Origin of the sequence: Streptomyces sp. TP-A0356 (assembly GCF_001417775.1) — a bacterium.
In the GTDB taxonomy this organism is placed as follows: domain Bacteria; phylum Actinomycetota; class Actinomycetes; order Streptomycetales; family Streptomycetaceae; genus Streptomyces.
This window is the reverse complement of record NZ_BBZJ01000015.1, coordinates 166,909-193,736: the sequence shown is the minus strand read 5'-3', so window position 1 is coordinate 193,736 and position 26,828 is coordinate 166,909. Positions and strand designations below refer to the sequence as shown.

Below are 26,828 nucleotides of genomic sequence, written 5' to 3'. Positions count from 1 at the left end.
CTCGGGGTCGTACAGATGTGCGGGTGCCCGTTTTGTCCTGCTCGAAGCCTTGGTGACGGACGACGTCGTCGGGCCCCACCCGATGGGTGCGGAGAGCTCGCGGTGACGGAGCAGGACGCTCGCGTTGCCGATAGAGTGAACTGGATCGAGTCGTCGTTGGTGTGGGCCGTGCCGGCCCCTGTCCGACGGGGCGGCCAGCCCCCGTCTCTTCCCCCTCGGGCGTTCCTCATCGGCCGGAGCGCCCCGGGACCAGAAGGCAACACAGGGGGCCCGACGCCAGGCAGCCCCCACCCCATCCCCAGGGCCGAGCCCGGCCGTCGCGTCCTCCGGCACCGGGTCCGGCGCCCCCCTCCCAGCTCCGCCCCACAGGAGTGCCGGATGAGTGGCACGCAGCGACCAACTCCCGCACCGTCCGATGTGCGGATCGGCGTGCTCGGTTCGTACGGCGGTGTCAACGTCGGCGACGAGGCGATCCTGATGTGCGTCCTCGGTCGTCTGCGCGCCCACCGCCCGCGGGCCCGGCTCGTGGTCTTCAGCCGAAACGCCGAACACACCCGTGGCCACCAGCCCGACGCCGACGAGGTCGTGGACTGGGAAGGCGTGCCCCAGAAGCCGCTGCTCGACGCCCTGTCACAACTCGACCTGCTCGTGCTCGGCGGCGGCGGGATCCTCTACGACGGCGAGGCCCGCCGGTACCTGCGGCTGGTCAGAGCGGCACAGGCCTGCGGCGTGCACACCTTCGCCTACGCCGTGGGAGCCGGCCCGCTGCGCGAGGCGGAGGATCGCGAAGCGGTGCGTGCGGTGCTGCCCGCGATGGACGATGTCGTGGTCCGCGACGAGGAGTCGCGGCTGGTCCTGGAGGAGGTGGGCATCGATCGCGAGCTCACCGTCACCGCCGACCCGGCGCTGCTGCTGCCGTCGGAACCCTTCACCGAGCAGATGATGCGCCAGGAAGGCGTTCCCGCCGACGTACGCCTGGTGGGAATGTCGGTACGAGAACCGGGCCGGGCGGCGGAGAAGCTCGACGAGGGCGACTACCACGCTCTGCTCGCCGACGTGGCGGACTTCCTCGTACGGCGTCTGGACGCGCATGTGGTGTTCGTGCCGATGGAACGCCACGACGTGCGCCACTCCCACGGTGTGCTGTCCCGGATGACCGCGCCGGACCTGGGGCGGATCCTGCACAACGTCTACAGCCCGGGGCAGGTGCTCGGCTTCATGAACCACCTGGACCTCGTCGTCGGTATGCGCCTGCACTTCCTGATGTTCGCCGCGGTCTCCGGACTGCCCGTGCTGCCGCTGCCGTACTCGGGCAAGGTCTTCGACTTCGCACGGCGCATCGGGGCACCGGCGCTGGTCGGTGTGGCCCGTGAGCAGGCCGGTCTGCTGCTGGCCGAGGTCGACCGGCTGTGGGACGAGTTCCCGCAGCGGAGAGAGGAGCTGAACGCCCGGGTCCAGCGGTTGCAGACGCTCGCCGAGGAGACCGGGGCACGCTGTGGAACCCTTCTGGATCGCATCGACGGCGGCACGAGCGGCACACCGCAGCCGGCCGAGCCCGGCCTGAGCCTCTTCGGCCAGGGCCCCGCAGGCCGATAGCGGCTCGACGTGCAGGCCGGACGACCTGCGTACCAGCAAGGACGGCGGGAGACCGGGCACGAGGCGACGGAAGAGCGGCAACAGGGCAACAGAAGACCGGAAACGAGCCGGCGGGAGAGCGGATACGAGCTGACGGGAGAGCGGAAAGGGGCCGAAGGGCGAGACCGGACACGGGCCGACAGGCGACCGGACACAAGCGACGGGAGAGCGGAGACAAGCCGACGGGGAGAGTGGAAACGGGCCGACGGGCCAGACCGGACACGGGCCGACAGGCGACCGGACACAAGCCGACGGGAGAACCGATGCCGAACCTGGAACCACCCGCACAGCGCCGGACCATCACCCTGCCGCCCCGTCCGGCCCAGCACGGCGGCCGGACGGACGTCCTGGTCGTCGGTGGCGGACCGGCCGGAACCGCCGCGGCCCACGCCGCGGCCGAGGCCGGTGCCGACGTGGTGCTGGTGGAGCGCTACGCCTTCCTCGGCGGCAACGCGACCGTCGCGCTGGTCATGCCGCTGATGTCGTTCCACAACGAGCAGAAGCAGGCCGTGTTCACCGAGTCAGGCGAATCCGGAGACCGGCTCCTGCCCACCGACCACGGGGAGGGCGAGGCGGTGGTCGCCGGCTTCCTGTGGCAGCTGCTGGAGCGGCTCAACGCGGCCGGCGGCATCATCCCGCCGTCGCTGGACACCGGCTACACCGTGCCGTTCGACCCGGAGATCTTCAAGCTCGTCCTGCTCGACATGCTCGACGAGGCGGGCGTACACCTGCTGCTCCACGGCTTCGCCTCCGGCGCGCTCCCGCTGGACGACGGCTGGCGGGTGGTCTTCGAGTCCAAGTCCGGGCCGGTCGTCATCGACGCGGGCGTCGTGGTGGACGGCACGGGCGACGGCGATGTCGCCGCGTCCTGCGGAGCTCCCTACGAGATCGGCCGGCCCGAGGACGGGCGGGTGCAGCCGATGACACTGATGTTCCGCATCGCCGACTGCCTCAGGCCGAGATTCATGGAATACGTGCGCGAGCATCCCGACCAGTGGCACGGCGTACACGGACTGTGGGACCTCGTCCAGCAGGCCACGGCCGCCGGCGAGCTGCAGCTGCCGCGCGAGGACATACTGTTCTTCGCCACACCGCACCCGCGGGAGGTGAGCGTGAACAGCACCCGCGTCACCGACGCGCTGGGCACCGACGTGTGGGACCTCACCCGCGCCGAGTGCGTCGCCCGCCACCAGATGGCCCAGATCGACCGCTTCCTGCGCAAGTGGGTGCCGGGATTCGAGGAGTCGTACGTCGTGCAGAGCGGCACCCAGATCGGTGTGCGGGAGACCCGTCGCATCCTGGGCGACTACAAGCTGACCGGCTACGACATCCTGGAGGCCCGCACGTTCCCGGATGTCGTTGCGCACGGCGCCTATCCGGTCGACATCCACAACCCAGAGGGCTCGGGCACCGTCCTCAAACGGGTACCACGGGGCCGCTTCTACGACATCCCGCTGCGCTGTCTGCTGCCGCGGGACACCGAGCGGCTGCTGGTGGCCGGCCGTTGCATCTCCGGCACGCACGTGGCCCACTCCTCCTATCGCGTCATGCCGATCGCGATGGCGACGGGCCAGGCCGCGGGCGTGTGCGCGGCGCTCGCCGCGCGTCTGGGCCGACGCCCGCGGGACGTGCCCCACCACCTCGTGCAGGAGGAGCTGCTGCGTCAGGGTGCACGGCTGCGCTGTGTGGCGGCCGACGGGGCACGTGTGCCCTGCTGACGGCGACGGGCCACCGCAGGAGCCGTCCGCCGGCCGCGGTCATGTGTCGTTGTCGCGCCAGCGGCCGCCGCTGGGCGGGGTGTCGAAGCGCATCGCGTAGGAGGCGTTGCCGCCGAAGTCGTTGTCGGAGACCCGGCCGCCCGTCCAGCTGCCTTCGGCGGTGATCCACATGGCGTGTGTCTGGGTCGGGGGCCGCATGGGGTCCCAGATGCGGTTGCCGTGCATCTGCGCCCCGGTCACCGCGGCCGCGACCGTGAGCCCCGAGCGCGGTCCGGGGGCACCGGGCAGCCGGTAGGCGGAGCCCGGTGCGGGCGTGCCGTCGCTCCAGGCCGTGCCCGCTCCGGGACGCACCGGAGCCAGTGAGAGGCCGGTCGCGGTGTTGAAGACGACCACCGCGCTCTGCCTGCCCACCACCAGCCGCTTGCCGCGATGGCCGTCCGCCGGCCAGTCGGCGTGGTCGTCCGTCATGGACAAGTCGTCGTAGCGCACTCCTTCGCCACCGCCGGAGGTGGCGGGCGCGGCCCGGCGGCCGTTGCTGCGGACGCGGTTGGCCACCAGGGACGGATCCAGCAGTGGGGCGTCGACGCGGACGCCGTCGAGTGCGTTGTCCCGGATGTCGTTGGCCTCCAGGACGATGTCCGTGGCCGTCTCCTGGTCGCCACCGGCCAGGTTGTGCTGCCGGTAACCGTACTGTCCGTTGTTGCTGATGCGGTTGCCGCGGAGCGCGTACGGCCCGGGTGTGTTGCCGAACCCGATGCCGTCGCCCACGTTGCCGTCGATGACGCAGCCCGTGACGACGCCGCCCCGCCCGCCGATACCCGACGTGCCCTGCGAGGAGACGTCGAACCCGGCATCGTGATTCGCGATCATGGTCGACGACGTGACCAGCAGCCCGTCGGCGCCCCAGTCGGAGATGCCGAACCGGTTGTCCTCGGCGTGGCAGGCGGTGATGCGGATGCCGCGCGGCGGCGGCCAGTACTCCCGCTGCAACTCAACGAAGATGCCGTTGGTGCCGTTGCCGATCGCGGTGCACGTGGTCACCGTGAGGCGTTCGACCATGCCCCAGCCGCCGATGCCTATGCCGATGCCCGCACCTCCCATCTCCTCGCCCGAGTCCTGCCGCCCGCACCGCTCGCACAGCACCCCCTCGACGACCGTGTCCTGCAGGAAGTCGCAGCCGAAACCGGTCGCCGCGGTGTCGTGCACATACAGATCACTGAACCGGCCCCGCAGCACGTACTGCATCCCGAGCCCCTTCGCCAGCGGGTCGTACCCCGCCGTGCGCACGCCCGAGCCGTCGATCTCGAAGTGCGCGAAGGTGATGTCCGCCAGGTGGTTGTCCCGGCTCGCCCCGTGCTGCTGGGAGGTGAACCAGGCCAGCGGCACGGGTGTCGTCGGGCTGCCGGGATTGCACAGGACGAAGCAGGTCGCGCCGCGCCCGGCCCCGACCAGGGACACACCGCTGCGCCACACCGTGGGCCGGTCCCGCATGACATAGCGGCCGGCGGGGACGCGGAGGGTGCGGGGACGGCCGTCGGCGGCGCAGGCGTCACCGAGCGCGTCCACCAGCCTCTCGAACGCAGGCTGGTCGTTGGTCGTCCCGTCACCGACCAGGCCGTACTCGCGGGCGTCGACCGTCAGGGGTATGGACATCGGGACCCTCCTCTCGGGGGCGCCGGCCCCCGGTGGCCGGGGTACCAGCCGGGCGCGGAGCCCGTTCCCGCTCGGGTCCGGGCCCGGTCCGGGCGAGGTTCGCCCGATGCTCCCCGGGTACCCGGGTCATCGGGGACGACGAGGAGACGAGGAGCGCGAGATGCCTCCCGTGGCACGGACCGCCGCGGCGGGCAACCGGGACGGCCGCGGTAGCGCCGCCCGCAGGACACGGCGGCGCAACCCGGTTCCCGAACCCGACGAGGAACCCGATCTGCTGGGCCAGTACCTGAGACAGATCGCCGCGACACCGCTGCTGGACGCGGCGGACGAGGTGCGCCTGGCCAGGCGCATCGAGGCCGGTGTACGCGCGGTGGAGGAGCTGCGGGAGGCAGACGCCGGGGAGCGCGACGTGCCGCCGCCGCGGCGCCGGGAACTCGAGGAGACCGCCCGCGACGGACTGGCCGCCAAGGACCACATGGTGCGTGCCAACCTGCGGCTCGTGGTGTCGACGGCCAAGCGGCACGCCCACCGGGGCCTGCCCCTGCTGGACGTCATCCAGGAAGGGAACCTGGGACTGATCCGGGCGGTGGAGAAGTTCGACCACACCAAGGGGTTCAAGTTCTCCACCTACGCCACCTGGTGGATCCGGCAGGCGATCGAGCGGGGCCTGGCGACGCACGCCCGCGCGGTCCGTCTGCCGATGCACGTCGTGGAGCAGCTGCAGAAGCTCGCCAAGATCGAACGACGCCTGCGGCTCGCCCTGGACCGCGAGCCCACCGCCGAGGAGGTTGCCCGCGACAGCGGAGTCACCGAGGACAAGGTCGCCTGGCTGCGCCACGTCGGGCGGCAGACCGTGAGCCTGGACGCACCGGTGGACGACACCGGGGAGACGGTCGTCGGCGACCTCATCCCCGACACGGACATACTGCAGGCTCCGGAGGTCGCCGAGTACCAGGCACTCGCGGAAGAACTACGGGACGCCGTCGGCACCCTGGCCCCCCGCGAAGCACTGATCCTCAGTCTGCGCTACGGCCTCCACGACGGACAGCCGCGCACCCTGGAGGAGATCGCCCGCCACGTCGGACTGACCCGCGAACGCGTGCGCCAACTGGAGAAGCAGTCGCTGGCCCGGTTGCGGGAGCGCGAACCGGGGGAGCGGCTGCTCGCGTGGGCGAGCTGAGAATGAGGCGGAGAGCTGCCCACAGGGCGCGGGGGCAGGTTTGAATCGTTCCGGCCGCGGAACCTGCCAGAAGCAACCTGGAGGCGCACGGATCGGTGCCGGGCGCGGAGCGAACGGAAGAATCGCTGATGGCGACGGTCGGTGTCGAAGAAGAGTACTTGTTGATCGATCCGGCCACGGGCCGTCTGGCACCGCAGGGGGAGAAGGTGCGGGCCGCGGTCGGCCTGGAGCCGTTCGTCGCCGCCGACGAGGTCCAGCCGGAACTGCTGCAGGCTCAGATCGAGGTGGCCACTCCGGTGTGTGCCACGCTGGACGAGGTCCGGGGACACCTACGCCGTCTGCGCCATGCGGTGGCCGCAGCGGCGAAGGCACAGGGATGCCGGATCATGGTCAGCGGCACGCCGCCGTCGGCGCAGGGCCTGCCCGTCCCCGTCACCGACAAGACCCGCTACCAGGCCATGCAGCGACAGGCCCCACAGCTGGTGGCCGAGCAGATGGTCAACGGCATGCACGTGCACGTCGCGGTCCCCAGTCGGCGCGTCGGAGTCGACGTACTGAACCGGATCCGGCTGTGGTTGCCCACGCTGACCGCCATGGGAGCGAACTCCCCGCTGTGGGAGGGGCACGACACGGGCTTCGCAAGCTGGCGCACCATCATCTTCGATCGCTGGCCGGTCAGCGGGGTTCCACCGCACTTCGCCGACGAAAGGGACTACGACAGGCGGGTACGCCGGCTGCTGTCGGCGGGAGTCATCAGTGACACCGGCCAGTTGTACTGGCAGGCCCGGTTGTCCGAGAACTACCCCACGGTGGAACTCCGCTGCCTGGACGTCCAGTTGCGCACGGACGACGCCGTGATGTTCGCCGGCCTGGTACGCGCCCTGGTGGCCACGGAGCTGTCCGCAACCGGCTCGCGCAGCCGGGCACCGGAGCCCGCTCCGGAGCTGGTACAGGCGGAGATGTGGCAGGCCGCCCGTTACGGGCTGAGCGGAGAGCTGATCGACCCCGACGGCCGGCGCCGCCCTGCGCGCGACGCGGTGAACCGGTTCCTGGAGCATGTGAGCCCCGCTCTGGAGGCGGCCGGCGACGCCGACGAAGTGACCACGCTCCTAGGCCGTCTGCTCCAGCGAGGTACGGGCGCGGATCGGCAACGCCAAGCTCTGGCCGCCGGCGGCCTCGGCGCGGTCACCGACCTGGTCACCGGCCTCGGTGCCGCGCCGTGACGAGGAGCAGTGACGAGGAGCAGTGACAAGGAGCCGCGACAGGGAGCAGTGACAGGGGGATCATGATGGGTGCATGGATCCAGTGCTCCACCAACTACCGGCCGACTTCTGGACCGTTCCCTACGTGGGCTCCCGATTTCCGGGTTCGCGGGCGGTGACCGCTCGTCCTGGCCTGTCAATGGGCGCGAACTGCCAGTTGTTCGCCTACGAGGTACTTCGGCACTTCGGCCTGGCCGCACCCGCTCTGCGCTCGAGTGACCTATGGACGGATACGCGGGCCACGATCCGCGTGTCGGCCGCCCGGCCGCTCGACCTGCTGCTGTTCAACGCCACCGACGATGCTTACGGCGCCCACGTCGGGGTCCGGGTGGACGAGGGACGGGTGCTGCACCTGTGTGCGGAGATGGGACGTCCTGCAGTCTGGGACATGACGGAGTTCGCCGCACATGAGCGGTACCGGGTCTTGATCGGCATCAAGCGCGTGGTCGCCGGCCGGCCGACGAAGCCACGGTGAAAGGGACAAGGCCTGCCCTGAGCAACGGAATTCACAGCACCAACTTCGGGACCCTCTCGAAACGTCGTCGTCCGCTGCCCTTTGGATGATGAGTCGAGGTGCGGGCGAACCGTCAAGACTTCCCCGGTCCACGCTGAAGAAACGGGGATTTCTGGATGCTTGTCTGCTCGTCGAGCGGGCACTCGCCGGACTGGAGGTTGATAGAAATGGTTCCCTTGCTTCTCGTTCTTCTACTGGCTCTGATCCTTTTCGGTGCGGGCTTTGCGCTGAAGGCACTGTGGTGGATCGCCGTCATCGTGCTCGTGCTGTGGCTGCTGGGCTTCGTCGTCCGCCCGGCGGCAGGCGGCGGCCGACGAGGCCGCTGGTACCGCTGGTAGACACGCAGAGCCAGCGCGAGAGGGGCCCCGGCTGCGCGCCGGGGCCCCCTCGTCTGCGCCCACCCCCGTGGGGCGCCCGGACGCTGGGGGGAGGAGAACCGGCGGGGCGGCCGTCCGCCTTCGGCTGGACGGCCGCTGCTCGGATCCGACTCTGGGGGCGACCCTTCAGAGGATCCTCATGCCGGTGGCACTGTAGCGGCCGTCGTAGTACATGCTTACCCAGGCCTGGCTGAGGCCGCCGTGCCCGGCGCAGTAGGCGTACGACCAGCGCCGATCGCCGGCCCAGCGCCGTGCCCCGCTGGTCAGGGTGCCGTCCTTGCACTGGGCGTGCGTCTGGTACGACCAGTTCGGGCCCTGGCCGTCGCAGAAGCCGCCGGCGGTGTTCCGGTCGTGCCAGGTGCCGGTGCGCTCGTCGCAGGCGTACCAGCCCGAGGCGGCGGCCGAGGTGCCGCTCGCGACATGGGCGACGTCGCCGCTCTGTGACGCGGTGTGATGCTGGGAGTTGTCGGCTTGCGCGGCGGCGGAGGTGCCCGTCAGAGCGAGACCGCCCACACCCATGGCGAGCGTCATCCCGGTCACGGAGATCTTCCTGAGCATGGACATGGGTCCACCTCTCTCGTTCGTCGAAAGGGCGGCACGGGGTGGACCGTGCCGCCCGTCTTGCACCACCGAGAGTGGGGTGGAGCGTCGGGAAAGGGCCAGGGCATCCGGGCAAGTGAGGGCAACGTGGGACGTCCCATGCGCTGACCTGCCCTTTGAGGGCGGCGGCTGAGGGTGTGCCGGGAGACTCGGCACAGTGGATTTTGATCAACTCGCCGGGCTGTGGTTCCGTGAAGCGCATGTCTCCACCCACCCTGGGTTCGACCGGCTAGGAGGCCGACGCGTGAGTCTCACCGGGACGCCGTTCTTCGTCCTGCTCATAGTGGCCACCGTGTTCTGCGTGGTCGGCACCATGGTGCTGTGGTCGCTGCTGCGGGGGCCGCGATCGCTGCGCTGGGTACTGCGGTTGTTGATGATCGGCTGCTGCCAGCTGACCGCGATCTCGGTGGTGGCGACCTGGATCAACAACAGCTATGGCCTGTACGCCTCCTGGGACGACCTGCTGGGGAGGGACAACAGCACCGGCACCGTCGCCATGCCCGGCCCGCCGCCGGACCGGGCCAAGTTCACCCGCGGCGACACGGGGCTGATGGACACCTACTTCCGCGGTGCGCACTCCAAGCTGTCCGGTGAGGTCGTCGTCTGGACCCCGCCGCAATACGACTCGCCGCAGTACCGCAATACCCGTTTCCCGGTCGTGATGTTGCTGCACGGAGTGCCGGGCAGTCCCGCCTCCTGGATCGAGCACGGCGGCATCCCGAAGGACTTCCAGCAGCTGGTGAACCAGGGCACGGTCCATCCGTTCATCCTGGCCATGCCGGTGGTCGATCCGGGTGGCATCGACACCGACTGCACCGATGTACCGGACCGCAAGGTCGCCACCTGGATGGCTCGGGACGTGCCGGAGCTGATCAGCCGGAAGTTCCGCACCCTGCCCGGCGCGCACGGCTGGGGCCTGATGGGCTATTCCACGGGAGGCTTCTGCGCTGCCCGGCTGCCGCTGGTCTATCCGAGCGTCTTCGCTGCCGGTGTCGCGCTCGACCCCGACCCGCTCACCGGGGACAAGGGCGTCATCAAGGACCCGGCGCTGCGGGAACGTACCAGCCCCACCGGTCTGGTGCGGCACAGCACCGCCGGCGTGAGCCTGTTCCTCGCCACCTCGGCCCAGGACCGGCTGAGCCCGCCGAGCTACATCCAGCAGTTCGTACGGGCGGCCGCAGGCACCCGGGTTCAGACGCAGACCCTGGTGCTCCCCAGCGGCGGCCACAACTACAACACCTGGACACGGATGTACCCGGACGCGTTCGGCTTCCTCAGCCACCGACTCGACGCCCCGCACACGACAAGGGCCAAAGCACCACGCTGACAGCAGCGCAGACCGAAAGCGCGCCGGCTCGACGCCGGGGCCGGGGACGAGGTGTCCGGCACCCGGTGGTCAGTGTTCCTGGGCGGTAGGGCGCATCATGATTTCGTTGATCGCGACGTGCGAGGGCTGAGTGATCATGAAGGTGATGGCACGGGCGATGTCCTCGGCATGCAGCCAGGTGCTCTGCGGCAGGTCACGGGCGGCACCGCGGCCGGCGCCGATCGCCATCTCGGTCACGGTCAAACCCGGTTCGATGAGTCCCACCCGGACCCCCCTTCCGGTCACCTCCTGGCGCAGGGCCTCGCTGAACACGCACACCGCGTGCTTCGTCGCCGAATAGACGGCGTTGTTCCTTCGCACCACCCTGCCCCCGACCGAGCTGACGTTCACAAGATCGGCGACCTCGCGGGGGCCGTCGGCTGCCGCGCGCAGCAGGTGCGGCAACGCCGCCCCTGACATTTGCAGGACAGCGTTGAAGTTGAGGTCGACCATCCGCTCCCAGTCCGCGGGGTCGCTCTCCTCGATGGCGCCCATCGCCACGTAACCGGCGTTGTTCACCAGCACGTCCAATCGCGCGAAGTGGCGCACAGCGTCCTCCACGGCCTGACGTGCCTGCACCGCGTCCGCCAGGTCCGCGGTGAGGACGGCGCACCTGCCGCCCTGGTCACGGATCATCGTGGCCAGTTCCTCCAGTCGCCCGGTACGCCGGGCGACCACCGCCACGGCGGCGCCCCGCCGAGCCAGCTCCAGGGCAGTGGCCGCACCGATGCCACTGGACGCACCGGTCACCAGCGCCGCGCATCCCGACAACGGCGCATCGGCACCGATGGCGGCGCCGACGCCGGACGCTGCGCCGTTGTGCCCCGCGGCGCCCGCGGCGCCCGCGGCCTCCGCGTCTCCGGCGTTCGGATCCTTCACCGACACGACCGCCCTTCACAGATCGTTCCGCACAAGCTGGGCTGAGGGCGGCGCCCCTGGCTCCTGTGAGGTCACCCGCCGCCGCACACCACCGAGGCCGCCTCCTCTCGGCAGCTTGCACCACGCGGAGCGAGACCGCCTCCCGCCGCAGCCGGGAGAGGCCGGCCGGAGGTGGACAACCCCTCGGGTTTGCCTTGGAGTGGACTCCAGCCTCCAGACTGATGACGATGAGATCCGGCTGCGAACAGAGAGGCGGCAGCAGATGGAGACGACGAGCCGGGCGGGGCGCCCGCTGCCGTACGACGCCTACCGGCAGGCGGTCGAGGAGGAAACCCTGCGCTTCGCCGAGGTGGTGAGAGGCGCGGACCCGGCGACCCCCGTGCCCTCCTGTCCCGACTGGACGCTGGCCGAGCTCACCCGGCACGTGGGAGCGTTGCAGCGCTGGTTCTCCACGCTGCTGACCGGGCTGGTGCAGGAGCCGCCTCGCAGTCGCGACGTGGAGCTGGGGCTGCCGGAACGTGCCGAGGAGTATGCCGACTGGGTGGCGGCGGGCGTGCCCGGTGTGGCCGCCGTGCTGCGGGCCACGGATCCCCAGGCGGCGATGTGGGCCTGGGGCGCGGACCAGCATGCGCGGTTCTGGGCCCGCCGGATGCTGTGCGAAACGCTGGTGCACCGGGTGGACGCGGAGCGCGCCGTCGGCCGGGAGTCGGACATCGACCCCGTCCTGGCGGCGGACGGGGTGGACGAGTTCCTCGTCAACCTGCCCTACGCGAGTGTCTTCGCCCCGGCAGTGACGAAGCTGCGCGGCAACGGCGAGACCATCGCCTTCCAGAGCACGGACTCCGCCCGCGGAACCGGCGAGGAGTGGCGGGTGCGGCTGGATCCGGACGGCTTCCGCCTGCTGCCGCGGGCAGGAGCCGACGCCGCGCCATCCGAGCCGCAGGCGGCGGCACGGGGACAGGTGGGGGACCTCCTGCTGCTGCTCTACGGGCGGCGGTCGTACCAGGAGACTGCCTTCGACGTGTCGGGTGAGCTCACCGCACTCGATCACTGGTTCGCCCACACGGCCTTCTGACCCTCACCGGAGAGCACGCTTGCGGCGGTGGCTTCTACGGGCCCCCATTTCCATCGGTGAGTGGCGGGTTTCGGAATTCAGTTGTTGGCGTCGGTCCGTTCTCGCCCGCCCGGCGAACTTGCCAGGATTCCCCCGATCGCAGTGAAGAAACCGAGATTCTTGGATGCTTGTCCGCTCATCGAGAGGGCACTCGATGGTCGGGAGGTTGAAAACACATGGTTCCCTTGCTTCTTGTTCTTCTGCTGGCTCTGATCCTGTTCGGCGCGGGCTTTGCGCTGAAGGCACTGTGGTGGATCGCCGTCATCGTGCTCGTACTGTGGTTGCTGGGCTTCGTCGTACGTCCGGCGGGTAGTGGCGGTCGGCGGGGCCGTTGGTACCGCTGGTAGAGACGCGCAGTCAGCGCACCTGTGGGCCCCGGCTGTAGTCGGGGCCCACACGTCTGTCATGTGAGGGGTACGTGAGGGGGCTGGATCCTTCCAGCGGCGCACAGCACGCAGACAGCGGTAAATCGGGCGTACCTCCCGGTCGAGTGGGCACCCGCAGTACGTCGGGCGCCGGTGCGCCAAGGGAACCAGCGCCTCCACTCCGGCGCCCGACTGCCGCGACCTCCGACACTCTCCGAACACCGTGCTGACCGAGTGGCGCCTGGCGCCAGTTCGCGGCCACCGGATGGCGGAACCCCGCTGTGGATCGTCGGCGCCTTCGGTGCGCGGGAGCAGATCGGACGCCGACTCTTGTCGTACGCCCCCGGTGCCTGATTGGGTGCCCTGCGACGAGCGCATCGGACACGGGAAGGGGAGCGGAGCGGCATGGGCATGGTGCCGGGGACGCGGCAGGAGGTGGGCAGCACCCTGCCCGAAGGGCTGGGGCAGGCGATACGCGACACCGCCGGTGACATCGCCGCGTTGCTGCGCGCGGTGGTGGACACGACCGTTCCCGTGCCCGGGTCGCAGTGGACCATCGGCGAAGCGGCGGCCCACCTCGCACAGGCCAACGAGCTGATGGCCGACCTCGCGGCGGGTCGCGAGCGCCCGTACGGGGACGGCACGCCGCAGAGCCTGGCCGCGGCCAACGCGCGTGCGCTGGCCGCGTTCGGGGAACGTGGGGCGGAACCGCTGGCAGCGATGATCGTGGAGCAGGCGGAGGTCTTCCTCGACGCGGTGGCCCGGTCCGCGGCGGACAAGACCGCGGACCGGACTCTCGTCACCCCACTCGGCCCCTTGAACCAGTCAGCGCTCGCCTCGTACCTGCTGACGCACATGCTCGGCCACGGCTACGACCTCGCCCGCGCCCTGGGCCGTCCGCACATGATCGACCGCGTTCGGGTCGGGCTGTGCCTGCCGTTCCTGCAGGCGGCCATGCCACGCGTCGCCGACGCGGCCGCCACCGCCGGGCTGACGGCCCGTTACAGGCTCCGGCTGAGGGGCGGCCCGGCGTTCGGCGTGACGTTCACCGACGGCGCGGTCGACGTGACGCCGGGGCCACCCGACCGCCCGGACTGCACGATCCTCATCGAGCCCATCACCTTCTTCCTCATGGCGCTGGGCCGCCGCGACCCGTTGCGGGCGATCGCCTGTGGTCAGGTACTCGCCTGGGGGCGCAAGCCATGGCTCGCACCGCGCTTCCCGACCCTGTTCACCGCGCCCTGACGTTCGCGTCCCCTGGAACACCGGCGACACCGCCGCGAGCGCGAGGAACGAACCGCGCGACGGCGGTCGTCCGGGCCCGGACGGGTTTGATGCCCCGGATTGTGTCAACCGGCACTGTATGGCTCAGTCGAAACGAGAGACAGAACGCAAGTACGCGGCGCCTGCGGTGGACGGCGTCTCGTGGCTGCCCGACCTGACGGACGTGGATCCGGTGGCGTCGCTGGTCGACCGCGGGATCCAGGAACTGGACGCCGTCTACTACGACACCGCCGATCTGCGGCTGGCCCGCAGCTCGGCGGCCCTGCGGCGCAGGACGGGCGGCACGGACGCCGGCTGGCATCTCAAGCTGCCCCGGACCGACGACAGCCGGGAGGAGGTCCAGGCCCCGTTGTCCGACGAGATACCCGACGAGCTGCGTGGTCTGGCCCTCTCCCGGACCCGCGGCGCACCACTGCGGCCGGTGGTGCGTATCCGCTCCACCCGTTCCGTGCGCGCCCTCGTCAACGCCGAGGGCGGCGCCCTCGCCGAGCTGAGCCTGGACACGGTACGTGCCGACTCCCTGCTCGCCGATGGGGGCCAGACCGTGTGGTCGGAGATGGAGGTCGAGCTCGCCGAGGACGCGGACCCCGCACTCCTGGACCGCATCGACAAGGTGCTGGGCAAGAAGGGCATCGACCGTGTGCGGACCCCGTCCAAGCTGGCCCGCGCCCTGGCGGAGACGGCACCGGACAGGGACGGCGCCCGCGAGCCGCACACGGATGTCGCCCCTGGTTCGGCCGGTGAGCAGGTGTGCGGCTATCTGCGCGAACAGGTACGGGCCCTGGTGGACCTGGACCCGGCGGTTCGCCGCGGCGCGCCCGACTCGGTGCATCGGATGCGCGTCACCTGCCGTCGCCTGCGCGGAGCTCTGCGGTCCTACCGTTCCGTCCTCGACCGTGAGGCCGTCGAGCCCATCCGCAAGGAACTGAAGTGGCTGGCCGGACAGCTGGGGCCCGAGCGTGACCACGAAGTGCTGAGCGAGCGTCTGAGCGCGCGGGTGCGGGAACTGCCCGGCGAGTTGGTGCTCGGCCCCGTCGCCGCACGCCTCCAGGTGTGGGACGCGGGGCAGCGGGCGGCTGCCCGCCGTCGCACCCTCGACGCGTTGAACTCGCCCTGCTACACGGCTCTGCTGGACCGGCTGAGCGAGCTGACCACCCGTCCGCCGCTGCGCGCCAAGGCCGCCCGCAAGCCCGAGAAGGTGATGGTCAAGGCGCTTGTGAAGGAGTATCAACGGCTCCAGCGGCGCATGGCAGTGGCGCTCGGCCAACCGTCGGGGCCGGAACGCGACGCCGCGGTCCATCAGGCCCGCAAGGCGGCCAAGCGGCTGCGCTATGCCGCTCAAGCGGCCCGCCCGGCCCTGGGCAAGCCCGCCAAGCGTCTCGGTAGGCGCGTCAAGGAAGTTCAGAAGGTGAGCGGTGACCACCACGACGGTGTCGTGACCCGTGATGTGCTTCGCCGTCTGGCCGTAGCCGCGCATGCGGCGGGCGAACCCAGCTTCACCTGGGGCCTGCTGCACGGCCAGGAGCGGGCCGCGGCCGGCGCGCGGGAACAGCAGCTTCCGGCGGTCTGGGAGCGGGCCTCGGACGCCCGTCTGCGCAAGGCACTCGGGTGACGGGGGCGCCGGCCGCGGAGCGCTGAGGGCCGACCACCGGGGGGCCACGCCCGCGTGGCCGCAGACTCGTACGCCGAGCCGCTTCGGGCTGTGCCTTGCGACCATCCCCGGCGCTCCGGTGCCGGCCATGTCAGGCGGCCCACCGTTGGCAAAGTCCAGTACTAGCCGATGTCGGGAAGACCGGGGAGGGCAGGAAGGGGCCTGGGTGCGCCTCGGCCGCAGGACGACCGGCACCTTCCAGGACCAGCGGCGTGGGCCCCGAGAACAATCGCCATGTCACGCTGTCGGCAGACAACCAGCGGTGCCATTTCGTCGTCTTTGCGTGTGACCAATGACTGGGAGAGACGATGAATTGGTCCAGGGCAGTGGGCGTTTCGGTAGCGGGTGTCGTGCTGTGCGGGTGCGCCGTCTCGGCAGGCGATGCCGGGACAGCGCAGAGCCCGAGCGCGCCCGCGCATGGCGCGACAGCAGACGCGCGCAACGCCACGAGCACGCCCGCGGGTCGCGCGCCCGTGCTGATTCTGAACGGTCAGCTCGGTGCACGCCCCGGGCAACTGGTGGACATGCAGCTGGACTGGGTCGGCGGCGCCCAGGGACACGACGCGGTGGTCGCTCAGTCGCCTGCGTTCAGTGCGCCCGTGCGGCTGCGGTGGCGTAACGGTGGCTACGGGGCCGTGGCGACCCTGGCGATGACGGGCAAGCCCGGCTGGCACCCGCTCTCGGTCACCATCGCAGGCCGCACCGTGGCGAGCGACAGGATCCAGGTCGTGCGCTCCGAACGCCCGTCGTTCAGGTTGGCGGCGCCGTCGAGTGCGGCCCGGCCGGGGGAGACGGTGGCGTTGCGCTTCGACGACCTGTACCCGGGTGAGCGGGGCACCGACTTCACCGTGCGCTCCGCAGCACTGTCCGGGCCCGTGCGTCTCGTCCACGACAAGCTGTACGACTTCTACAACCCCCGGGCGTTCTCGGCCAAGCCGGAGCTCAGGGCCGGTTTGGCGGACGGCACGTACACCTTCGAGCTGTACGGCCCGCACGGCCACCGCGTTGCGGAGAAGCGCCTGACGGTCCGAGGGTCGCGACCCGGAGACCCCGACTATCTGGGCAAGGCGCACGGTCCCGACTTCTACGACCCGGGCACCGGATACGTCGACGGCGGTCACGGGCACGACGTCAAGGTCCGCCTCGGCGGGCGGGTCGCGGTCATGTGGCACGACGTGTACCCGGACCGGGGCGAGGAGAAGCGGTTGACCGCCACCTCACCGGCGTTCACCCGCGTACTCCATCTCAACCGCGACGACAGCAAGGGCGCCGACGGCGACGACCCGCGCTACTTCAACACGGCCACCATCCGTGCCGACCTCAAGCCGGGCCGCTATCCGGTGACGGTTGTCGCCCACCACGGTCGCGTGAAGAAGACGGGCTACGTGACAGTGACGGCCCGCTAGGACTAGGACGCTTGCGGCGGACCCCCGGCGCGCTCCGCCGCGAGTCGGCCTGAGGCATCGCTGAGGGCGCGGGGCGGCCCAGCCGACCGCGGCAGCTGATCGGCTCGAGGTCGTCGAAGGATGCGAGCTCCGCGCGCTGCGCTTGGTTGCGCTTGTCCCGCCGCGGCCCAGGTCGAGCCACGGGGGGAGTGTCGGTGGTGACTGCGACCCTGTTGGTCATGGATGAGAAGGAGTTCATGCGCGGCCGGGTCTACGGGGCCGACCACGACGACGCCGGACCTCGGCACGGACGGACCTACGCGGAACTGGTGGCCGGCCCGCTGGACGGTCTGCTTCTGGACGTCACCGATTGGCCCGACGAGGCCTCGGCCGAGAGCGTCGCCCTGGTCACCGAGATAGGCCGGTACGGGCCTGGGGGCCGCGCCCTGTACGCCCCGAGGCCGGCCGACCGGCGCCGGTTCGACTGGCACGGGGACATCCCCTGACGGCGGTGAGCACGCGGGGGTCCCCCTGCTCGGCATCCGCCGGCACCCCACCGGCCAACTCCCGCCTCCGGCACACGACGGCGCCACCCTGCTCGCCGCCGTCTCGTAGAGTCCTGCGTGTGACAGCCTGTCATACATGGCAGGAGGAGACCCACGGCTACCGGCAGCGGGCTGGCAGCACACACTCGCCACGGCACTCTCGGACTTCTCGACCCGGGACGCACGTATCCTGGACATGCGCGTGCATGGATCGGCCGCCGACCGCACAGAGGCACTCGACCAGTGGTCGGACCTCGATCTATTGATCACAGCTCGGGAACCGCTCTCGGTCGCCGAGGATGTCGCCCATGAGATCGCTGAGCATCATGCGCCGGTGTTCGCCGCCAGTCGGAGCGGCAACGCCAACCGGTTCACGATGCGACTGGTGCTGTCCGACCTGCGCCGGCTGGACATCACGGTCGTGGACGCGTTCCGGAACGGCCCGGATGCGGCCGACGCCGCACCGCCCCCGGACGCGCACAGTGTGATCGACCCTCTCGTCAATGACTTCCGTTTCGACGCGGTACTGGCCTCATGCAAGGCAGCCCGCGGAGACGTACTGATCGGCGCGCATCTGACGCTCGCCTTGGCCCGTCACATCCTGGTCGTGGGGATGGTCCTGCGCGACCAGGACAAGGGCACCACCCATCACCGGCACGGCGGCACCCGTCATGACGCCTGGGTGACACGGCTGGCAGCCGCCCCGGCCCCCTACGATCCCCCGGCGATCACGGCCGCCATCCGGTACTACACAGTCGCCCTCCAAGACCTTCTCACCGAACACGGCCTGCACTCCCACCTCGACAACAGCCCTCTGTGGGCACTCCTCGATGCCGTGGACCATCGCACGGTGCGGGAAGCCAGGTCATAGGGTCCAGGGCCTCCCCGTCACCGGGCCTTGTCACGATCGGGTGACATTCAGTTGATCGAGGCAACCTCACAGATTCCTCACTGGTCACACACACGCAAGGCACAGCATCAGTCCCAGGGGGGATCATAAGCCAGCAGCAGTACCCGCAGCCCCAGCAGCCCGGATGGGGCGGCCCCCAGCAGCAGGGCTACGGCGTTCCGCCGTTCCAGCCCCAGCCGCCGAAGAAGTCCAACGCCGGCAAGATCGTCGGCTTCGGTTGTCTCGGTCTCGTCGCTCTCTTCGTCCTGATCGGCATCGTCGGCGCGATCGGCAGCGCCGGTTCCAGCGACACCAGCGGCTCCAAGCCCGCGGCCTCCGACACGCGCAAGGAAGCGAAGCCCGCCGCCGCGGACAAGGCCGGCGACAAGCCCAAGAACAGCGGCGCCAAGGGCGACAACGCCAAGAAGGTCGTCGTCTTCAAGGTGTGGGGCACCGCGCCCAATGGCGTTGACATCACCTACGGCAGCGACAGCGACAACCGGAAGGGCACCTTCAAGAACGGCGCGTTCGAAGCCTCCCTGCCGCTCACCGAGAAGGCCCTGTACTTCAGCGTCATGGGCCAGCTCAGCGGCGGAGGTGACATCAACTGCTCCGTCACCGTCGACGGCAAGACCAAGAAGGGCCACGCGTCCGGTGATTACAACATCTGCGACGCGCAGCTGAACTCCGGGCTTCTCGGCGGCTGGGACTGACCTCGTCACGCGAGGCCCCGCCGACGCCCCGTGGACGGCGGGGCCTCCGTGTCTGCTGTTGTCCTCCCTCGGCCTGATCATCGATCACTACGTCAGGCCGGCACGCCGCGCCGCATCGGCACAGGGCGCCGCAGAGCGCCGAGCACTACCGGATTCGCGCCGTACGGTCCACGGAGATCGCCCGCTACCACGGGTTGTCGGAGGCGCGGGCGATCTCGGCGCGGACGTCATCGCCGTCGCGCCGGACGGCCGCCGGAGCGTGATCCAGAATGTGACCGAAGCTCATTCCTCTCGTTGGCTCTGACCGACGCGCAGTCCACGGAAGGAGAGTTCATGCACCACACCGCCACCGCCACGCTCTCCGCCACCCTGTTAGCGCTGACCGGCTGCTCCGCCTCGACCTCGGGCAACAGCAAGCCCACCAAGCCGACCCCGGCCGCCACGTCGAGCGCGTCGGCGAAGGCCTCGCACACGGATCAGGTCGCAGCGTGCACGGACGCCATGGTCGCCAGGAAGGACAAGGGACCTGGCGCGCCGGAGTGCACCGAGCTGTCCCCGGACGACTACCTGAAGGCGCTTCAGGCGGCGAATCAGCGAGGGCAGGATGCCATACAGCAGCAGATCGACGGGGCATCTGCCTCTGCCGTCGCGCGGTAGCGGCCGAGCTGCCGGCTGTGGCCACCTCACCGCGGAGAGGGGAGGGCCGGCTCATGCGTGAGCGGTTGCCGGTGGGGACCTCACGGGGTGATGTGCTTGCCGCCACGGGCCTCCAGGCGTTCGCGTTGCGGGACCACCACATAGGCCGGATCCTTCGTCGACGCGACGCCCGCGTGGAAGGTGCCGAACCGTTGCAGGGCGCTGCCCGCGAGCAGGGCCAGACCCGCCGCGGCCGCGGCCGGGCGGCTGCGTCGGGCGACGGAGACCGCGGCGAGCGCCCCGCCGAGGGTGAGGTATTCCGAGGCCCGGCGCAGGCGATGAGCTCGGCCCCTGGTGTAGGCCTTGCTCTCCAGACCCGGTCGGCGCTCGATCAGCCGGGCGGCGACGAGTTCCGCCGTCGCGCCCACCGCGGCGAGCCGCCGGGCGGGACCCGCCTCTGTCACCGGCGCCAGCAGCATCCCGAGCCCGCCACCGCTCGCGGCCGCCGAGCCGGTGAACAGGAAGGGCAGTTCGCGGCGGGCCTCGTGCCAGGCCGGCACCGCCGTCTGGGAGAGCAGCACCGCCGTGTAGGACGCGAGCCCGGGGGCGAAGGCGGCCGCGGACAGCCCGCCCAGGCGGCCCGCCCGGTGCAGCAGCCGGCCGGCCCGGCCGGCGCGCAGGGAGGTGGGCAGCAGCTCGGCGACGGCGGCCAGACCGCTGCCGGGTGCGTAGGCGACGAGGATCCAGGTACCGACGGACATCGGCGAACTCGGCTTCGCCACGCGCAGCATGTGGTGGAAGCGTTCGGGGCGGCCGAGGTCCGCGATCAGCAGGTAGGTGCTGGCCAGCAGGGCGCCGCAGCCGCCCAGGCGGCCGGCCCGGCGAAGGGCCGGGCGGCCGGTCAGGTCGGCACCGGCGGAGAGCAGGGCCGCGCCGGCCGACAGCCCGCCGGTGAACAGGTAGGCCGGTACCTTCCACTCCCACACCGGAGGTTTCAGCACCGGCCGTCCGTAGTAGGAGCGGAACTCCGTGCTCGGCACGACCGTCTGCTCGTGCTGTCCGTCGCGGTCGCGGTCGCGGCCCGAGCCGAACGTGCGCGCCTGGAAGTCGGCGGCACCCGTGTCGCTGCGCGGCTCGCGAAGCGTCCCGTCGCCCTCGGTCATCGGCGGCCTCCCTCGACGAAGACGGCGGCGGAGGCCGCCAGCAGCGCCGAGGCGGCCACACCGGCGTACTTCCACATCGACGGCAGGTGACGCGTGGGCACCACCGGGTCCGGCGGCAGCCCGTAGACCTCCGGTTCGTCGAGCAGGAGGAAGAAGGCGCCGTCGCCGCCGACTCCGTCGTCGGGGTCCCGGCCGTACAGCCGTGCCTCGCTCACCCCCGCCTCCTGCAGCTGCTCCAGCCGCCGGTCGGCCCGCTCCCGCAGCTCGTCGAGCGGCCCGAACTGGATGGAGTCGGTGGGGCAGGCCTTGGCGCAGGCCGGCTCCAGGCCGCCGCGCAGCCGGTCGTAGCAGAGCGTGCACTTCCAGGCCCGGCCGTCGTCGGGCCGCCGGTCGATGACCCCGTACGGGCAGCCGGACACGCAGTAGCCGCAGCCGTTGCAGATGTCCTCCTGCACCACCACGGTGCCGAACTCGGTGCGGAAGAGCGCCCCGGTGGGGCACACGTCGAGGCATCCGGCGTGGGTGCAGTGTTTGCACACGTCGGACGACATCAGCCAGCGGAAGTCGGTACGGCTCTCCGCGCCGGTGGCGGCGCCGGGCAGGCCGAAGGTGGGGAACCCCAGGTCCACCGGCTCGGTGCCCAGTTCGCCACCGCCTCGGGGGGCGTCGCGCAGCGCGTCCGCCACCACCTCGGCCGTGGCCTCGGTGCCGGAAGGACCGGTGGGCAGGCCGGACAGCCCCGCATCCTGCCGCCCCAACGGGCGCTCCTGCTCGATGAAGGCGACGTGCCGCCAGGAACTCGCGCCGAGCATGCCGGTGTTGTCGAACGACATGCCCAGCAGGTCGAGGCCGTCGTCCGGGATGTTGTTCCACTCCTTGCAGGCCACTTCGCACGCCTTGCAGCCGATGCACACGGAGGTGTCGGTGAAGAAGCCGACCCGGGGCGGAGGGGAGGGATGTCCTGCGTCCGCGGCGGGGTCCGCCAGGGGCCCGTACAGGCTGTGCTCGTCCGTCATGAGGCATCCTCCGGCCGGTTCGATTCGGTGTGGGCCGGCTTGTGGTCGTCGCCCGCCGTCACGAGGCGAGTACCGGTCTCCGGTGTGATCCCTGCCCGGCGGCGGTAGTCCTGGACGTACTCCAGCAGGGCGGGTCCTCTCGGCCGCCGTCCTGGACGGATGTCGCAGGTCAGTACCTTGCTCTCCTGGATCAGCACGTTCGGGTCGGCCACCACGCCGATGAGGTCGTTGACGACGTCACCGCTGGTGAGGCCCGTGGGTCCCCAGTGGTAGGGCATCCAGACCTGGTGGAGGGTCCGGCCCTCGACGCGGAGTGGCGCCAGCCGGTCGGTGACGAACACCCGGGCCTCCACCGCCGTCCGGCTGGTGATCACATGGGCCCAGTCCAGGTGGCGCAGCCCGCGTTCGGCCGCCAGTTCCGGTGACACCTCGACGAACAGCTCCGGCTGCAGCTCCGACAGGTACGGCAGTCCGCGGCTCATGCCGCCGGCGGTGTGGTGCTCGGTGAGCCGCGACGCCGTGAACACGAAGGGGAACACGTCGCTGTGCGGCTCGGGCGGAGCCGGGTTGGAGGGGTTGTCGCGGCGCCCGTACACCTTCCGGGCCGGATTGGCCTGCTGGCCGTAGAGGAGGTTGCGTACAGGGGACTCCTGCGGCTCGTAGTGGGTGGGCAACGGGCCGTCCGCGAGCCCGGCCGGGGCGAACAGCCATGCCTTCCCGTCGGCCATCATGATGAACGCGTCCTCGCCGCTCAGCGCCTCCGGGCCCGATGCCCCCTCGGGCGGCCGGTAGTGAGGCGGCTTGTCCTTCTCGAAGTCCGGGATGTCGTGTCCGGTCCACTCACCGCGTTCCTCGTCCCACCAGACGAGGGCCTTGCGCTCGCTCCAGGGGCGCCCTTGCGGGTCGGCCGAGGCGCGGTTGTAGAGCACACGCCGGTTCAACGGCCAGGTCCAGCCCCACTCGGCCTCGTACGGCCCTTGTTCCAACCGGGGTTTGCGGCGCCGGGCCTGGTTGACCTCGTCGGCGTACACCCCGCTGTAGATCCAGCAGCCGCAGGACGTGCTGCCGTCGGCCTTGAGGTCGGGGTAGCCGCTGACCGTCCGCCCGGTACGCAGGTCGATGCCGTTGATGTGGCGCAGCACGTCCGCGGCGGACGGCTCGTCGCCCTCGGTGCGGTAGTCCCAGGCGAGGTCGAGGACGGGGCGGTCGCGGTCGTCGGTCGAGGCGGCCAGCTTCTCCTTGAGGCGCCTGCCGAGGTGGTAGAAGAACCACAGATCGGACCGCTGGTCACCACGGGGTTCCACGGCCTGGTCCCGCCACTGGAGCATGCGCTGGGTCTGGGTGAAGGTGCCGGCCTTCTCCACATGCGAGGCGGCGGGGAAGAAGAACACCTCGGTGCGGCACCGCTCGGTGGCGATCTCGCCGGTCTCGATCTCGGGGGCGTCCTTCCAGAACGTGGCGCTCTCGATCATGGTCAGGTCGCGGACGACCAGCCAGTCCAGCTTGGCCATGCCCAGACGCTGCAGCCGGCCGTGCGCGGAGCCGACCGCGGGGTTCTGGCCGAGCAGGAAGTAGCCGAAGACCTTCCCGTCGACCATGTCCATGGCGGTGCGGTAGGTGCCGTGGTCGCCGTTGACGCGGGGCAGGTAGTCGAAGCAGTAGTCGTTCTGCGCCGTAGCCGCCTCGCCCCAGTACTCCTTGAGCAACGAGACCATGTAGGCGTCGGCGTTGCCCCAGAACCCCTTCTGATGGGGGCGGCGGATTCCGTCCAGGTAGGCGGTCAGGTTCTCGTGGGTGGTGTCCGGCATCGGCAGATAGCCGGGCAGCAGGTTGAACAGGGTCGGGATGTCGGTGGAGCCCTGAATGCTGGCGTGCCCGCGCAGCGCGTAGATCCCGCCGCCGGGACGGCCGATGTTGCCCAGCAGCAACTGGATGATGGAACCGGCCCGGATGTACTGGGCGCCGACCGAGTGCTGGGTCCAGCCGACGCTGTAGACCAGCGCCGCGGTGCGCTCCCGTCCCGAGTTCTCCGTCCAGGCCCGGCACACGTCGAGGAACCGCTCCCGGGGCACCCCGCAGATCCGCTCGACCATCTCCGGGGTGTAGCGGGCGAAGTGCCGCTTGACCACCTGGAACACACAACGCGGATGCTTCAGCGTCGGATCGGCCGCGATCTCGCCGGCGCCTCCGTCGACGACCGGACCGCCGGCACCGTGCTGGTAGGCCGCGGCCTGCTCCTTCAGACGGTGGCCCGGCCGCTCCTCGGCCTCGATGCCCTCGTACGCCCAACTGGAGGAGTCGTACGAGGCGGTGTGCGGGTCGTAGCCGCTGAACAGGCCGTCCAGATCCTCGGTGTCCTGGTAGCGCTCGCTCAGCAGGAACGGGGCGTTGGTGTACGTCTGCACGTACTCCCTGAAGTAGAGGTCGTTGGACAGGATGTAGTTGATCACCCCGCCCAGGAAGGCGATGTCCGTGCCCACCCGCAGCGTGATGTGCTGGTCGGCGAGCGCGCTGGTGCGGCTGAAGCGGGGATCGATGTGGATGACCCGGGCGCTGCGCGCCTTGGCCTCCATGACCCACTGGAACCCCACGGGATGGGCCTCGGCCATGTTCGAGCCCATGATGATGATGCAGTCGGCGTTGGCCAGGTCCTGCTGGTAGTCGGTGGCGCCGCCGCGTCCGAACGAAGCTCCCAGACCGGGAACCGTGGCGGAGTGTCAAATACGTGCCTGGTTCTCGATCTGTAGCGCGCCCAGCGCGGTGAACAACTTCTTGATCAGGTAGTTTTCCTCGTTGTCGAGGGTGGCGCCGCCCAGACTGGCGATGCCCATGGTGCGGCGCAGGGTCTTCCCGTCCTCGTCCACGTCCTGCCAGCCCTTGCGCCGCGCGTCCAGCACCCGGTCGGCCACCATGTCCATGGCCGTCTCCAGGTCCAGGGCCTGCCACTCGGTGGCGTACGGCGGTCGGTAGCGCACCTTCTGCTCGCGTTGCGGGCCGGTGACGAGCTGCTTGCTGGCGGATCCCTTCGGGCACAGGCGGCCGCGCGAGATGGGGCTGTCGGGATTGCCCTCGATCTGGATGACCTGCTCGTCCTTGACGTACACGCGCTGTGCGCAGCCCACCGCGCAGTAGGGGCAGACCGAGTCCACCACCCGGTCCGCGCTGTCCGTCCGGGGACCGAGACCGGCCGAGCGCCGCGACTCCGCGGCCTTGCCTCTCCCCAGCCGGTCGGCTCCTGTGATCTGCCGGTACACCGGCCAGGCGCCGATCCAGCGTTCCAGGCCCATGCGTGCTCCTTCGTGCGGTGGCATACGCTCCTTCGCGCGATGACATACGCCATCTCCGACGCTACCGCCGGGATGCCCCTCCGCAAGTCGGGGTGGTGCACCCGCGTACTCGGGGTGAGCTCGGGCTCGCGTCCGGTCGGCGGGGGCGGGCGTCGACCACTGCTGCTCCGAACTCCGCCGACGTGCCTGAGTGTGCATCAGGCACGTCGGCGTTCCAGTGGCCCTGTGGAGGCGCGAACCGGTTGACGTATGGGGGCGGCCTTCGATCAGCGGTGAGGCGGCCGGGACCGTCGGCCTACCGGGCGAAAGGCCCTTCGGACACGGCGAGCTCGCGGGCTTCGAACCGGGGTTTCCGGTCGGGGTGGTGGGTGCGGACGACTATGGAGGATCGGGCGACGTTGCCCGGTTGCCGTTTCTGCGGTGTCCGTCGGCCGGTGCCCTGCCGTGCGGGGACGGCCCACCGGATCAACGGAGGAGCGAGGAAGACGACCAGGAACAACCGCAGACTCTGGGTGGTCGAGATCAGCGCCAGGTGGGAGTGAGCGTCGGCCGCCGTGGCCAGCACAGCGTTGATTCCGCCGGGCGTGGTCGCGAGGTAGGCGTCGAGGAAGGGGATGTGGATGGCGACGGCCAGTGCCGCGGCCAGGGCGGCACAGGCCAGGCACACCGCGGCGGTCACCGCGACGACGTGCGGCAGCACGCGACCCACGTGGCGCACCGTGTCGGGGGTGAAGCGAAGGCCCACCTCCAGGCCGATCATGGTGAAGACCACGTCCTGAAGGACGCCGGTGGGCTGAAACCCGACGGCCGCCCCGCTGAAGACACCTATGGCGGTGATCAGCATCGTGCCCATCAGCGCGGGTGCCGGGAGCCTCAATCGCCGCCCGACCTGGATGCCCAGGGCGCACATCGCCGCGAGCACCACCACACCGGTGATCTGCTGGGGCCCGGCCACCAGCAGCAGCCGTTCGGGCAGCAGCGGGCCGTCCGCGGAGGCCGCCAGGACACCGCTGTGCGTCAGCGCGCCCACAGCCAGCACCACTACGGGGGTCGAGGCCGCGACCAGACCGACGCGCAGGTACTGCATGAACGCCACGACGCGGCTGTCGGCGTCGAGCTCCTCCGCACAGGAGATGATGGCCGCCGATCCACCCGGCACCATGCCCAGCACGGCGTCGGGCCTGCTCATCGCCGTCATGCGGGGAAGCAAGCGAGCCGAGGCCACACACAGCACGATGGTCGCGAGCGTGATGAACGCCAGCGGCACGATGGTCCCCGCGACCTCGCGTACCGCGGCCGGGTCCAGGTAACCGCCCATCAGCGCTCCGACCGTTGCCTGCGCGGCCCGGTTGGCGCCACGAGGGAAGGGCCGGCGCACCAGTCCGGCAAGGGCGACCGTGATACCCGTCAGGAGAGCGACCAGAAGGTGTGCGGCCGGCAGGCCCGCCCACCTGGCGAGATCACCCAGGGCAGTGCACAACAGCACCAGCGCGCACCAGGCAGCTGCCCGGAGGATGCTCGCGATGCGGGTGGAGTCGACGAAGGTGAAGAAGGGCGCCGCTACGGAGCCGGTCTTCATCAAGGAACCTCTCTAAC

The 26,828-nt window shown here is 70.7% G+C and carries 24 protein-coding genes; 16 read left to right on the top strand and 8 right to left on the bottom strand.

What is annotated here, in order from left to right; translation table 11 throughout:
• Positions 1-378 precede the first annotated feature (378 nt).
• Complete coding sequence (locus ASC56_RS09425; protein WP_107309220.1) at positions 379-1,596, top strand: polysaccharide pyruvyl transferase family protein; 1,218 nt, start codon at positions 379-381, stop codon at positions 1,594-1,596.
• A gap of 302 nt (positions 1,597-1,898) precedes the next feature.
• Positions 1,899-3,353, top strand: coding sequence for an FAD-dependent oxidoreductase (locus ASC56_RS09420; protein ID WP_055491069.1), 1,455 nt, complete (start codon positions 1,899-1,901; stop codon positions 3,351-3,353).
• A gap of 39 nt (positions 3,354-3,392) precedes the next feature.
• On the opposite strand, the gene ASC56_RS09415 is transcribed toward ASC56_RS09420, so the two are convergent.
• Positions 3,393-5,006, bottom strand: coding sequence for a right-handed parallel beta-helix repeat-containing protein (locus ASC56_RS09415; protein WP_055490800.1), 1,614 nt, complete (start codon positions 5,004-5,006; stop codon positions 3,393-3,395).
• 160 nt (positions 5,007-5,166) lie between these two features.
• On the opposite strand from ASC56_RS09415, the gene ASC56_RS09410 reads away from it, so the two are divergent.
• The 4 genes from ASC56_RS09410 (at position 5,167) to ASC56_RS09395 (ending at position 8,300) form a co-directional block, all read left to right on the top strand.
• A complete protein-coding gene (locus ASC56_RS09410) occupies positions 5,167-6,186 on the top strand; it encodes an RNA polymerase sigma factor RpoD/SigA (RefSeq protein ID WP_055490799.1) in 1,020 nt (339 codons plus the stop codon).
• 128 nt (positions 6,187-6,314) lie between these two features.
• Entirely contained in the window at positions 6,315-7,409 is a 1,095-nt protein-coding gene (locus ASC56_RS09405) for a glutamate--cysteine ligase (protein ID WP_055490798.1), read from the top strand.
• A gap of 73 nt (positions 7,410-7,482) precedes the next feature.
• On the top strand, positions 7,483-7,923 hold the full coding sequence (locus tag ASC56_RS09400; RefSeq protein WP_055490797.1) for a hypothetical protein: 441 nt from the start codon (positions 7,483-7,485) through the stop codon (positions 7,921-7,923).
• A 206-nt stretch (positions 7,924-8,129) separates the two neighbouring features.
• Positions 8,130-8,300 (top strand): DUF5670 family protein, encoded by a 171-nt coding sequence (locus ASC56_RS09395; protein WP_055490796.1) that lies wholly within the window; start codon positions 8,130-8,132, stop codon positions 8,298-8,300.
• A gap of 165 nt (positions 8,301-8,465) precedes the next feature.
• Here ASC56_RS09395 and ASC56_RS09390 read toward each other — a convergent pair whose 3' ends face one another.
• Positions 8,466-8,903: a hypothetical protein gene (locus ASC56_RS09390; RefSeq protein WP_055490795.1), complete on the bottom strand. Its 438-nt coding sequence runs from the start codon at positions 8,901-8,903 to the stop codon at positions 8,466-8,468.
• A 280-nt stretch (positions 8,904-9,183) separates the two neighbouring features.
• On the opposite strand from ASC56_RS09390, the gene ASC56_RS09385 reads away from it, so the two are divergent.
• The gene (locus ASC56_RS09385) at positions 9,184-10,266 is read left to right on the top strand and encodes an esterase family protein (protein WP_055490794.1); all 1,083 of its coding nucleotides are present in this window, start codon (positions 9,184-9,186) and stop codon (positions 10,264-10,266) included.
• Positions 10,267-10,335: 69 nt separating this feature from the next.
• Here the strand turns inward: ASC56_RS09385 and ASC56_RS09380 are convergent, their stop codons facing one another.
• The gene (locus tag ASC56_RS09380; RefSeq protein ID WP_371330046.1) at positions 10,336-11,190 is read right to left on the bottom strand and encodes an SDR family NAD(P)-dependent oxidoreductase; all 855 of its coding nucleotides are present in this window, start codon (positions 11,188-11,190) and stop codon (positions 10,336-10,338) included.
• 256 nt (positions 11,191-11,446) lie between these two features.
• On the opposite strand from ASC56_RS09380, the gene ASC56_RS09375 reads away from it, so the two are divergent.
• The 7 genes from ASC56_RS09375 (at position 11,447) to ASC56_RS09345 (ending at position 18,399) form a co-directional block, all read left to right on the top strand.
• Positions 11,447-12,259, top strand: a complete 813-nt coding sequence (locus tag ASC56_RS09375; RefSeq protein WP_055490793.1) for a maleylpyruvate isomerase family mycothiol-dependent enzyme — start codon at positions 11,447-11,449, stop codon at positions 12,257-12,259.
• Between the two features lie 215 nt (positions 12,260-12,474).
• A complete protein-coding gene (locus tag ASC56_RS09370; protein ID WP_055490792.1) occupies positions 12,475-12,645 on the top strand; it encodes a DUF5670 family protein in 171 nt (56 codons plus the stop codon).
• 423 nt (positions 12,646-13,068) lie between these two features.
• The gene (locus ASC56_RS09365) at positions 13,069-13,908 is read left to right on the top strand and encodes a maleylpyruvate isomerase family mycothiol-dependent enzyme (RefSeq protein WP_055490791.1); all 840 of its coding nucleotides are present in this window, start codon (positions 13,069-13,071) and stop codon (positions 13,906-13,908) included.
• A 118-nt stretch (positions 13,909-14,026) separates the two neighbouring features.
• A complete protein-coding gene (locus ASC56_RS09360) occupies positions 14,027-15,559 on the top strand; it encodes a CYTH and CHAD domain-containing protein (protein ID WP_055490790.1) in 1,533 nt (510 codons plus the stop codon).
• Positions 15,560-16,071: 512 nt separating this feature from the next.
• Positions 16,072-17,004, top strand: a complete 933-nt coding sequence (locus ASC56_RS09355; protein WP_234376901.1) for a hypothetical protein — start codon at positions 16,072-16,074, stop codon at positions 17,002-17,004.
• A 218-nt stretch (positions 17,005-17,222) separates the two neighbouring features.
• Complete coding sequence (locus tag ASC56_RS09350; RefSeq protein WP_055491067.1) at positions 17,223-17,489, top strand: hypothetical protein; 267 nt, start codon at positions 17,223-17,225, stop codon at positions 17,487-17,489.
• Between the two features lie 136 nt (positions 17,490-17,625).
• On the top strand, positions 17,626-18,399 hold the full coding sequence (locus tag ASC56_RS09345; protein ID WP_159039621.1) for a hypothetical protein: 774 nt from the start codon (positions 17,626-17,628) through the stop codon (positions 18,397-18,399).
• Positions 18,400-18,586: 187 nt separating this feature from the next.
• Here ASC56_RS09345 and ASC56_RS09340 read toward each other — a convergent pair whose 3' ends face one another.
• Complete coding sequence (locus ASC56_RS09340; protein ID WP_159039620.1) at positions 18,587-18,859, bottom strand: hypothetical protein; 273 nt, start codon at positions 18,857-18,859, stop codon at positions 18,587-18,589.
• Position 18,860: 1 nt separating this feature from the next.
• Here ASC56_RS09340 and ASC56_RS09335 point away from each other — a divergent pair, with 1 nt between their 5' ends.
• Together ASC56_RS09335 and ASC56_RS41130 are read left to right on the top strand one after the other, a co-directional pair.
• The gene (locus tag ASC56_RS09335) at positions 18,861-19,130 is read left to right on the top strand and encodes a hypothetical protein (RefSeq protein ID WP_055490786.1); all 270 of its coding nucleotides are present in this window, start codon (positions 18,861-18,863) and stop codon (positions 19,128-19,130) included.
• A gap of 333 nt (positions 19,131-19,463) precedes the next feature.
• A complete protein-coding gene (locus ASC56_RS41130; protein WP_055490785.1) occupies positions 19,464-19,787 on the top strand; it encodes a hypothetical protein in 324 nt (107 codons plus the stop codon).
• 80 nt (positions 19,788-19,867) lie between these two features.
• On the opposite strand, the gene nrfD is transcribed toward ASC56_RS41130, so the two are convergent.
• The 4 genes from nrfD to ASC56_RS09305 all read right to left on the bottom strand — a co-directional run bounded on the left by nrfD (position 19,868) and on the right by ASC56_RS09305 (position 26,811).
• The gene (nrfD, locus tag ASC56_RS09325; protein WP_055490784.1) at positions 19,868-20,929 is read right to left on the bottom strand and encodes an NrfD/PsrC family molybdoenzyme membrane anchor subunit; all 1,062 of its coding nucleotides are present in this window, start codon (positions 20,927-20,929) and stop codon (positions 19,868-19,870) included.
• Complete coding sequence (locus tag ASC56_RS09320) at positions 20,926-21,945, bottom strand: 4Fe-4S dicluster domain-containing protein (protein ID WP_055490783.1); 1,020 nt, start codon at positions 21,943-21,945, stop codon at positions 20,926-20,928. The genes nrfD and ASC56_RS09320 overlap by 4 nt, the downstream gene beginning before the upstream one ends.
• The gene (gene fdh, locus ASC56_RS09315) at positions 21,942-25,232 is read right to left on the bottom strand and encodes a formate dehydrogenase (protein WP_234376900.1); all 3,291 of its coding nucleotides are present in this window, start codon (positions 25,230-25,232) and stop codon (positions 21,942-21,944) included. The genes ASC56_RS09320 and fdh overlap by 4 nt, the downstream gene beginning before the upstream one ends.
• A 295-nt stretch (positions 25,233-25,527) precedes the next feature.
• Entirely contained in the window at positions 25,528-26,811 is a 1,284-nt protein-coding gene (locus ASC56_RS09305; RefSeq protein ID WP_063784944.1) for an AbrB family transcriptional regulator, read from the bottom strand.
• Positions 26,812-26,828: the final 17 nt, after the last annotated feature.